This window comes from Sphingomonas sp. CCH15-F11, from assembly GCF_001557005.1.
Taxonomy (GTDB): domain Bacteria; phylum Pseudomonadota; class Alphaproteobacteria; order Sphingomonadales; family Sphingomonadaceae; genus Sphingomonas.
In genome coordinates, this window is the sequence record NZ_LSKG01000097.1 from 1 (window position 1) to 9327 (window position 9327).

6 protein-coding genes and 1 tRNA gene are annotated in these 9327 nt (G+C 69.6%); 6 read left to right on the plus strand and 1 reads right to left on the minus strand.

What is annotated here, in order from left to right; all coding sequences use genetic code 11:
- Positions 1-72: 72 nt before the first annotated feature.
- Positions 73-3531, plus strand: a complete 3459-nt coding sequence (gene mfd, locus AX709_RS08705; protein ID WP_066548873.1) for a transcription-repair coupling factor — start codon at positions 73-75, stop codon at positions 3529-3531.
- 125 nt (positions 3532-3656) lie between these two features.
- Entirely contained in the window at positions 3657-4841 is a 1185-nt protein-coding gene (gene chrA / locus AX709_RS08710; RefSeq protein ID WP_066548875.1) for a chromate efflux transporter, read from the plus strand.
- A 7-nt stretch (positions 4842-4848) separates the two neighbouring features.
- Here the strand turns inward: chrA and AX709_RS08715 are convergent, their stop codons facing one another.
- Positions 4849-6849 carry a putative bifunctional diguanylate cyclase/phosphodiesterase gene (locus AX709_RS08715; RefSeq protein ID WP_066548876.1) on the minus strand — a complete coding sequence of 667 codons (2001 nt, stop codon included), beginning with the start codon at positions 6847-6849 and terminating at the stop codon, positions 4849-4851.
- 94 nt (positions 6850-6943) lie between these two features.
- Here AX709_RS08715 and moaA point away from each other — a divergent pair, with 94 nt between their 5' ends.
- From moaA to AX709_RS08735, 4 genes are all read left to right on the plus strand, one after another.
- On the plus strand, positions 6944-7945 hold the full coding sequence (gene moaA / locus AX709_RS08720) for a GTP 3',8-cyclase MoaA (protein ID WP_066548878.1): 1002 nt from the start codon (positions 6944-6946) through the stop codon (positions 7943-7945).
- A complete protein-coding gene (locus AX709_RS08725) occupies positions 7942-8718 on the plus strand; it encodes an NAD kinase (protein ID WP_066478077.1) in 777 nt (258 codons plus the stop codon). The genes moaA and AX709_RS08725 overlap by 4 nt, the downstream gene beginning before the upstream one ends.
- A 76-nt stretch (positions 8719-8794) precedes the next feature.
- A tRNA-Asn gene (locus tag AX709_RS08730) sits at positions 8795-8869 on the plus strand.
- 148 nt (positions 8870-9017) lie between these two features.
- A partial coding sequence (locus tag AX709_RS08735) for an alpha-hydroxy-acid oxidizing protein (RefSeq protein WP_197419116.1) occupies positions 9018-9327 on the plus strand: 310 nt, incomplete at its 3' end.

The window sequence follows — 9327 nt, forward strand, 5'->3', positions numbered from 1 at the left end:
GCGTCAGATGTGTATAAGAGACAGCTCCCAACCCTCTCCCCGTGGGGGAGAGGGCTTCTTGCTTGAGAATCCATGCCGCAACTCGATGCCATCCTTGCTGCCCGCGCCCCGCTGACGCTTGCCGGCGTGCCGACGGGGTTTCAGCCCGCGCTGCTTGCCGACCTGGCGCGCGCGGCGCGCGGCGGCGCGGTGTTCATCGCGCCCGACGAAGCGTCGATGCGCAGCATCGAGACGACCGCGCCCTATTTCGCGCCCGAGCTGGACGTGCTGTGCTTTCCGGCCTGGGATTGCCTGCCCTATGACCGCGCGTCGCCGACATTGCGGGTCATGGCGGAGCGGCTGGCGACGCTCCACCGCCTGCAGCAAAAGCCCGATCGCCCGCGCCTGGTCCTGACCACGGTCAACGCGGCGATCCAGCGCACGCTGACCCCGTTCCGCATCCGTCAGCTGGTCGCGCGCCTCGCACCCGGCGAGCGCATCTCGCTCGACCGGTTGTCGCAGCTGCTCCAGGCCAATGGCTATCACCGCGTCGATACCGTCCATGACGCCGGCGAGTTCGCGGTGCGCGGCGGGCTGGTCGATCTGTTTCCCTCGGGTTCCGAACAAGGGCTGCGGCTCGACTTCTTCGGCGACGAGATCGAGAGCGTGCGCACCTTCGACCCCGCCGACCAGCGCACGACCGGGCGCGTCGACGGCTTCACCCTGCTGCCCGCGTCGGAAGCCCTGCTCGACGAAGACAGCGTCAAGCGCTTCCGTGCCGGCTATCGGGAACGCTTCGGCGCGACCGCGACCGGCGACCCTCTGTATCAGGCGATCAGCGACGGGCGAAGACTGGCCGGCATGGAGCATTGGCTGCCGCTGTTCGAGGAGCGGCTGGAGACGCTGTTCGACCATCTGCCCGCCGATGCGGTGATCCTGCGCGATGGTGCGGGCCAGGCGGCGGCCGAGCAGCGGTTCGAGGCGATCGCCGACTATCAGGCCAACCGCGTGCGCGCCCAGTCGTCCGACCCCGGCAGTTATCGCCCGCTCGGCACCGACCAGCTCTACCTGCTTGCCGACGAATGGCAACGCCGCCTGAGCGATGCGCCCGCGCACCTCACTACCAGCTTTCACGAGCCGGAAAGCAAGACGGTGCTCGATTTCCAGGTCGATGGCCCGCGCGACTTCGCGCCCGAGCGGACCGGCGGCCAGAATGTCTATGACGCGGTGGTCGAGCACGTCGCGGCGCTGCGCAAAGCCGGCAAGCGGCCGATCCTCGCCAGCTATTCCATCGGCGCGCGCGAGCGGTTGTCCGGGCTGCTCGCCGATCATGGGCTGAAGACCACCCGGCTGGTCGATGGCTGGCAGGAAGCACTAGGCGCAGCGGCCAGCGTCGTCCCGCTCATCGTCCTGCCGCTCGACCATGGCTTCACCACCCCCGACGTCGCGCTGCTGACCGAGCAGGACATGCTCGGCGACCGGCTGGTGCGGCGGCGCAAGCGCAAGAAGTCGACCGACGCATTCCTGAACGAGCTGGCGACGCTGTCGCCCGGCGATCTGGTCGTCCACGCCGATCACGGCATCGGCCGCTATGAGGGGCTGACCCAGATCCCGGTGCAGCAGGCGCCGCACGACTGCGTCGCACTCAGCTATGCCGGCGGCGACAAGCTTTACGTGCCCGTCGAAAATCTCGAAGTCCTCTCCCGCTACGGCGCGAACGAGGAAGGCGCATCGCTCGACCGGCTGGGCGGCGAGGCGTGGCAGCGGCGCAAGAGCCGGATGAAGGAGCGCATCCGCGAGATTGCGGGCGAGCTGATCGCCACGGCGGCTGCCCGTGCGCTGCGCCCCGGCGACATCGCCGAGCCCGATTCCAGCGGCTATCCCGCCTTCCTCGACCGTTTTCCCTATGAAGAAACCGAAGATCAGGACCGCGCGATCGCCGACGTGCTCGACGATCTGGGCGCGGGCAAGCCGATGGACCGGCTGGTCGTCGGCGATGTCGGCTTCGGCAAGACCGAGGTTGCGTTGCGCGCTGCGTTCGTCGCCGCGATGGCGGGGATGCAGGTCGCAATCATCTGCCCGACCACGCTGCTCGCCCGCCAGCATTTCCAGAACTTCAAGGCGCGGTTCGAGGGCTTTCCGATCGAGGTCGGGCGCCTCTCTCGCCTCGTCACCGCGGCCGAGGCCAAGGCAACCAAGGAGGGGCTGGCGGCGGGAACGATCGACGTCGTCATCGGCACCCATGCGCTGCTCGCCAAGGGGCTGGAGTTCAAGCGCCTGGGCCTGGTGGTCGTCGATGAGGAACAGCGCTTCGGCGTCACGCACAAGGAGCGGCTGAAGGCGCTGAAGGCCAATGTCCATGTGCTGACGCTCACCGCAACGCCGATCCCGCGCACCCTGCAGATGGCGATGTCGGGGCTGCGCGACCTTTCGGTCATCCAGACGCCGCCGGTCGACCGGCTGGCGGTGCGCACCTATGTCATGCCGTGGGATCCGGTGGTGCTGCGCGAGGCGCTGCTGCGCGAACATTATCGCGGCGGACAGTCCTATTTCGTCACCCCGCGCATCGCCGACCTGCCCGATATCGAGGAATTCCTGCGCAAGGACGTGCCCGAGGTCAGCTTCGTCGTCGCGCACGGCCAAATGAGCCCGACCGAGGTCGAGGAGCGCATGTCGGCGTTCTACGACAAGCGTTACGACGTGCTGTTGTCGACGACGATCGTCGAATCCGGGCTCGACATTCCCAGCGCCAACACGCTGATCATCAACCGCGCCGACAAATTCGGGCTGGCCCAGCTCTATCAGCTGCGCGGGCGCGTCGGGCGCGCCAAGACGCGGGCCTATGCCTATTTCACCACCCCGCCCCAGCGCATCGTCACCGAAGCGGCGGACAAAAGGCTGAAGGTGCTGTCCGACCTCGAGTCACTGGGTGCGGGGTTCCAGCTCGCCAGCCACGATCTCGACATTCGCGGCGCGGGCAACCTGCTGGGCGACGAGCAGTCGGGGCACATCAAGGAGGTCGGCTATGAGCTTTACCAGTCGATGCTGGAGGACGCGATCCTGGATGCCAAGGCGGGTGGTCTGCGCGACGACCGACCCAAGGAATTCTCGCCCCAGATCACCGTCGATGCGCCGATCCTGATCCCCGAGGAATATGTCCCCGACCTTGATCTCCGCATGGGCCTTTATCGCCGGCTGAACGAGGTCGAGGATCGCCAGGGGATCGAAGCGTTCGCCGCCGAGCTGATCGACCGCTTCGGCAAGCTGCCCGAGCCGACCGAAAATCTGCTGACGCTGATCGAGACCAAGCTCAACGCCAAGGCGGCGTGCATCGCCAAGCTCGATGTCGGGCCGAAGGGCGCGCTGGTCCATTTCCACGAGGATCGCTTTCCCAATGTCGACGGGCTGCTGAGCTACGTGGCGCGGCTGGATGGGACGGCCAAGCTGCGTCCCGACATGAAGCTGGTGGTGACGCGCGCCTGGGCCAATCCCAAGGCGCGGCTCAATGCGGCGCTGCAGATCTCGCGCGGGCTGGCCAAGGCGGCGGGGTGAGGCGTTGACACCGGCGGCAATCGGCCGGTAGTCGAGCGTCCAACGGGCCGGCGCGGACGCCCGTTCAGACGGTCACCGTCCAAGTCCGCTCCACCCGCCGCGCCTGCGGCGACGGAGCGACGTTGATGGACCTTACCGATACCCCCGCCCCCCCGGCCATCGGCCTGGGTGCCCTGTTCCTCAAGTTCCTGCGGTTCGGCTGCCTCGCCTTTGGCGGGCCGGTCGCGCAGATCGCGATGCTGCGCCACCAACTGGTCGATACCGAACGCTGGATCGATTCGGCGCGCTTCAACCGGCTGCTGGCGGTGATGCAGGTGCTGCCGGGGCCCGAGGCGCATGAATTGTGCGTGCACATGGGCATGCTGGCGCGCGGGCGGATCGGCGGGCTGCTCGCCGGACTGGGCTTCATGCTCCCGGGACTTGTGCTGATGCTGGCGGCGGCATGGGCCTATGTCGGCTGGGTGGAGGCGCGCGGCAGCCTGCCCGGCCTGTTGCTGGCGGTGCAGATCGCCGTCATCGGCGTGATCGCGCGCGCGGTGTGGCGGATCGGCAGGCATGTGATCGAGGATGCGGCGCTGGCGGTGATCGCGGGCGCCAGCCTGGTGGCGACGCTGATCGGCGTGCCCTTCTGGCTGCCGCTGATCGCGGGCGGCCTCGCCTATGGCCTGGCCGCGCGACGCGGGCTCGCCCTGGCGGTGCTGGCGGTGGCGATCGCGGTGGCGGCACTGACCGTCGACTGGAGCCCCGGCGGCGACGCGGCCAACAGCGCCACGCCCGCCAGCATCGGCGCGCTGTTCATCGCCGGGTTGAAGGGCGGCCTGCTGACCTTTGGCGGGGCGTACACCGCCATCCCCTATGTGCGCGCCGACACGGTCGGGCGCGGCTGGATCAGCGATGCGAGCTTTCTGGACGGCGTCGCGGTCGCCGGCATGATACCCGCACCGCTCGTCATCTTCGCGACCTTTGCCGGCTATGTCGCCGCAGGGCCGACGGGGGCACTGGCGATCACGGCGGGGATGTTCCTGCCTGCCTTCGCCTTCTCGCTGATCTTCTTCGAGCGGCTGGAAGCGATCGTCGAAGCACCCGCGCTGCGCCGCGCGCTGGCCGGGGTTGCCGCCGCCGCGGTCGGGATCATCGCCGCCACCACGGTCCAGCTCGGGACAGCGTTGGCACCGCGCCTGGCCCAGCCCCTGCTCGGGCTCGCCATCCTCGTCCTCGCCACCGTCGCGGCGTGGCGGTTGAAGGGCGGCTGGGTGACGCCGGCGATCCTTGCGACGGCGGCTGTCGCGGGAATGTTGCTGCGCCCCTAGCGCACGCTCAGACCAGTGCCGCCAGCTCCTCCACGGTCAGCGGGCCGGCGCACAGGAAGCCCTGGAAATACTGGCAGCCTTCCTTGGCGAGCAGGTCGAGCTGTTCCTCGGTCTCGACCCCTTCGGCGATGACGGTCAGCCCCAGCGCGCGTGCCATGTCGATGACGCCGCGCACCACCACTCGGTCGCGTGGCGAACCCGCGATGTCCTGGCTCAGCTTGCGGTCGATCTTGAGATAATCGAGCGGCAGCGCCTTCAGATAGGCGAGGCTGGAATAGCCGGTGCCGAAATCGTCGATCGCGACGCGGCAGCCGGCGGTGCGCAGCTGGGCGAGCAGGCGCGCGGCCTGACCCAGATCCTCCATCAGCCCGCTCTCGGTGATCTCGACCGTCAACCGGTCGCGCGGAAACCCGCTCGAATCGATGCGGTCGAGCAGTGCGTCGGCAAAGCTCGGCCGCGCGACATCCTCCGCCGTCACGTTGATCGACAGGCGCAGGCGCGCGAGCGCCCCGGTCCATGTCGCCGCAAGCGCCAGCGCGTGGCGCTGGACCTGTTCGGACAGCGCGGGCGCGATCCCCGCACGCACGGCGGATGCGAACAGCGTCTCCGCGCCCAGTTCGCCGAGCGCGGGGTGGCGCCACCGCACCAGTGCCTCGACCCCTTCGATCCGCCCGGTCGACGTCGCGACCTGGGGCTGGAACAGGATGTCGATCTGGTGCGCGTCGAGCGCTGCGACGACGTCGCGCCCCAGCTGGTCGAGCGACTGGGCGGAAATCGTGGCCGCGTGATCGGTGGGAGCGGTGACGGGTGCCGCGGGTTCGACCAGCGCGGCGCTGGCCTGGCGCAGCATCGTCGCGGCATCGGCACCCGGTGCGCTCCACGCAACGCTGGAGCGCACATCGAGCGTCATCGCGCGGTCGCCGATCAGGAACGGCGCGGCCAGTGCCGCCTCGATCCGCGCGACGGCGACCTCGACACGGGCGGGATCGGCGGTCGCCGCCGCCGCCAGGAACTCCGCGCCGCCGACGCGCGCCACGATCGCCGCCTTGCCGAACAGCTCGCGCACCGGGGCCTCGATCCGCTTGAGCAGCGCACCGAGCACCTGATCGCCCGACGCGCGGCCAAAGGCGGTGTTGAGCGCGGCGAACTGGCCGATACCGATCAGGATGACGGCAACCGACGCGTCCGCCGCCAGGCGCCGCTCGATCCAGCGCCGCGCGGCATTGGCGTCGCGCGCGTCGGCCAGCGCCTCGCGCAGCGCCAGGCTGGGCTCGGGCGTGCGGCCCAGCGGCTCGATCAGCACATGCAGCCGGCGGGTGCGCGCGTCGCGCTGGAGGTGCGCGACCGAGCGGCCGATGCCGGGCAGGTCGGCGGCAAACGCGGTCGAACCGCGCGCATCGTCGAGCCGCCGCAGCGCCGTCAGCGCCAGCACGCGATCCTCCGGCGACAGTCGGCGCAGCAGCATCCTGGGGGACGGCGCATCGGGGGTGCCCAGCCAGCGCGCCAACCCCTGCGTCGCCTGGAGCGAGCGGTCGGCGGGATCGTAGCGAAAGCCCAGCGTCTCGACCGGCACCGCGCGCGCGATCGCGGCCTGCGCGCCGGTATCCGCCGCGACCCGCTCGACATGGCGACAGGCGAAGCGCAGCGCCTGGATGATCTCGGGCGCGCGCATCGGGCTCAAAAGGAAATGGGTGGCGCCCGCATCATGGACATGCCCGATCCGGTCGCTGTCGATCTTTGACACCAGCGCGAGCAGCGCGCCGCCGCTCGCCTCGATCAGCGGGGACAGCCGTCGGATCGCGGCCAGCCCCTCCTCGATCGCGCCGCGCGCGTCGACGATCGCGACCGGCGCGCCGCTCGACGCGAGCCGCCCGGCCGTCCCCTCGTCCCGGCGTGCGGCGATGACCTGCCACCCGTCCGCCGACAGTGCGGCGGCGAGCTCGTCGCGCTGGCGAAAAGAGAGGACGAAAATCGGCCGCGACGTCGTGGAAGGAGGCGAAAGGATCATCGAAACGCTCGTAGCATCGCGCGGGTCTAGCTGCTGTCTTCCCCCGCGCCAATCGCACTTGTTTGGGGGGACAAGAGGGCCTAGCTCTGCCGCCATGGCCGCCGCCCCCGCCCTGATTGACCGACATGGCCGCCGGGTGAGCTATTTGCGGGTCTCCGTCACCGATCGCTGCGACCTGCGCTGCCGCTATTGCATGGCCGAGACGATGACGTTCCTGCCGCGCGCGGAGCTGCTGACGCTCGACGAAATGGCGATGATCGTCGAACGCTTCGTCGCGCGCGGGGTGCGGCGGGTCCGGTTGACCGGCGGCGAGCCGCTGGTCCGGCGCGATGCGATCGACCTGATCCAGCGGCTGGGCCGGCATGTCGATCATGGCCTTGACGAACTCACGCTCACCACCAACGGCACCCGGCTGGCCGAACATGCCGAAACGCTGGCCCGAGCGGGCATCCGCCGCATCAATGTCAGCCTGGACAGCCGCGATCCCGACCGGTTCCGCTTCATCACCCGCACCGGCGATGTCGCCCGCGTGCTCGATGGCATCGCGGCGGCAAGGGCGGCGGGGCTGGCGATCAAGATCAACATGGTCGCGCTCGCCGGGCTGAACGAGGACGAGATCCCCGAGATGCTCGCCTGGTGCGGCAGCCAGGGCCATGACCTGACACTGATCGAGACGATGCCGCTTGGCCGGATCGACGAGGACCGCGCCGACCGCTTCGTGCCGCTCGACACCGTGTTCGCGCGGCTGGCGGCCATGTTCGCGCTCACCCCCGACAACGGCCGGGCTGGCGGCGGGCCCGCGCGCTATTGGCGGGTTGCGCCGTTCGGCATGCGGTTGGGGCTGATCACGCCGCTGACCGGCAATTTCTGTGCGGGGTGCAATCGCGTCCGGCTGGCCACCGACGGACGCCTGTTCGCGTGCCTGGGCCACGACGACCAGGTCGACCTGAAGACCGCGATCCGTTCGGGCGGGCTGGCGGCGGTCGACGACGCGATCGACACCGCGCTCGCGATCAAGCCCGAGCGCCACGACTTCCGCATCGCGCCCGGCGCCACGCCCGCAGTCGCGCGCTACATGAGCATGACCGGGGGATGAGCATTCCCGCCCGGCGCGCGCTGCTCGCCTCCCCCGCCGATCCGGCGCGCGCCGCCGTCACCGAACTCGACGCCGGCTATGACTGGGTGCCGCTCGATCAGGCGGAACTGATCGTCGCGCTGGGCGGCGATGGCTTCATGCTCCAGACGCTGCACGCCATGCTGGAGCGCCGCCGCATCGTGCCGGTGTTCGGCATGAATCGCGGTACCGTCGGCTTCCTGATGAACGATTGGGATGCCGGTGACCTCGACGGCCGGCTGCACCGGGCCAAGGCGTTTCGCGTGACGCCGCTGCGCATGACCGCGACGACGATCGCGGGCGAGGTGGTCGTCCTGCCGGCGATCAACGAAGTGTCGCTGCTGCGCGAAACCCGCCAGACCGCCAAGCTGGCGATCCATGTCAACGACCGGCCGGTGCTGCCCGAACTCGTTTGCGACGGCGTGCTGGTGGCGACGCCGGCGGGATCGACCGCCTATAACCTGTCCGCCAACGGCCCCATCCTGCCGCTCGGCTCCGCGCTGCTCGCGCTGACCCCGATCAGTCCGTTCCGCCCCCGCCGTTGGCGCGGCGCGATCCTGCCCGAAAAGACGCGGATCGGCGTCGAGGTGCTGGAAGCCGAAAAACGCCCGGTCAGCGCGGTCGCCGATCAGCGCGAGGTGCGCGACGTCGTGCGCGTCGATGTCGAGATCGACCGCAGCCAGGAACTGACCCTGTTGTTCGATCCCGAACACGCGCTGGACGAGCGGATCACGATGGAGCAATTCATTGCTTGAACCGCTTGCGTTCGGCTGAAACTCGCTGCTATAGGCGCGCCTCTCGCGGGGGCGACGCCCACCGCTGACCAGGCATTCCCCGGTAGCTCAGTGGTAGAGCAATCGGCTGTTAACCGATCGGTCGCTGGTTCGAATCCGGCCCGGGGAGCCACCGTCCTTTGATATCAGCTGGATGAGGACGCGCGGTGCCGTCGGTATCGCGCCGCCCGGCGCCGCAACGGCACCTGCCGCGACACATGCCCACCATCTGACCCTCCATGCCACTTGGCAGACGCCGAACGCTCGATCAGAAGAGCGGCATGATCATCTCCTCGACCGCGGATTTCCGCGAGGCGGCGCGCCGCCGCCTGCCCCGTTTCCTGTTCGATTATGCCGATGGTGGTGCCTATGCCGAAGCGACGTTGCGCCGCAACGTCAGCGACCTGTCGGCGATCGCGCTGCGCCAGCGGGTGCTGAAGGATGTTGCGACGATCGATCTGACGACACAGATCCTGGGCATGCAGCAGGACCTGCCCGTGATCCTCGGCCCCGTCGGCATCAGCGGCATGTATGCGCGGCGGGGCGAGGTGCAGGCCGCACGCGCCGCCACGCGCGCGGGCATCCCGACGT

What these genes read in the sequence shown, in the direction of transcription:
- mfd (WP_066548873.1), top strand. Translation starts at nt 73, where the DNA reads ATGCCGCAACTCGATGCCATCCTTGCTGCCCGCGCCCCGCTGACGCTT.
- chrA (WP_066548875.1), top strand. Translation starts at nt 3,657, where the DNA reads ATGGACCTTACCGATACCCCCGCCCCCCCGGCCATCGGCCTGGGTGCC.
- AX709_RS08715 (WP_066548876.1), bottom strand. Translation starts at nt 6,849, where the DNA reads ATGATCCTTTCGCCTCCTTCCACGACGTCGCGGCCGATTTTCGTCCTC.
- moaA (WP_066548878.1), top strand. Translation starts at nt 6,944, where the DNA reads ATGGCCGCCGCCCCCGCCCTGATTGACCGACATGGCCGCCGGGTGAGC.
- AX709_RS08725 (WP_066478077.1), top strand. Translation starts at nt 7,942, where the DNA reads ATGAGCATTCCCGCCCGGCGCGCGCTGCTCGCCTCCCCCGCCGATCCG.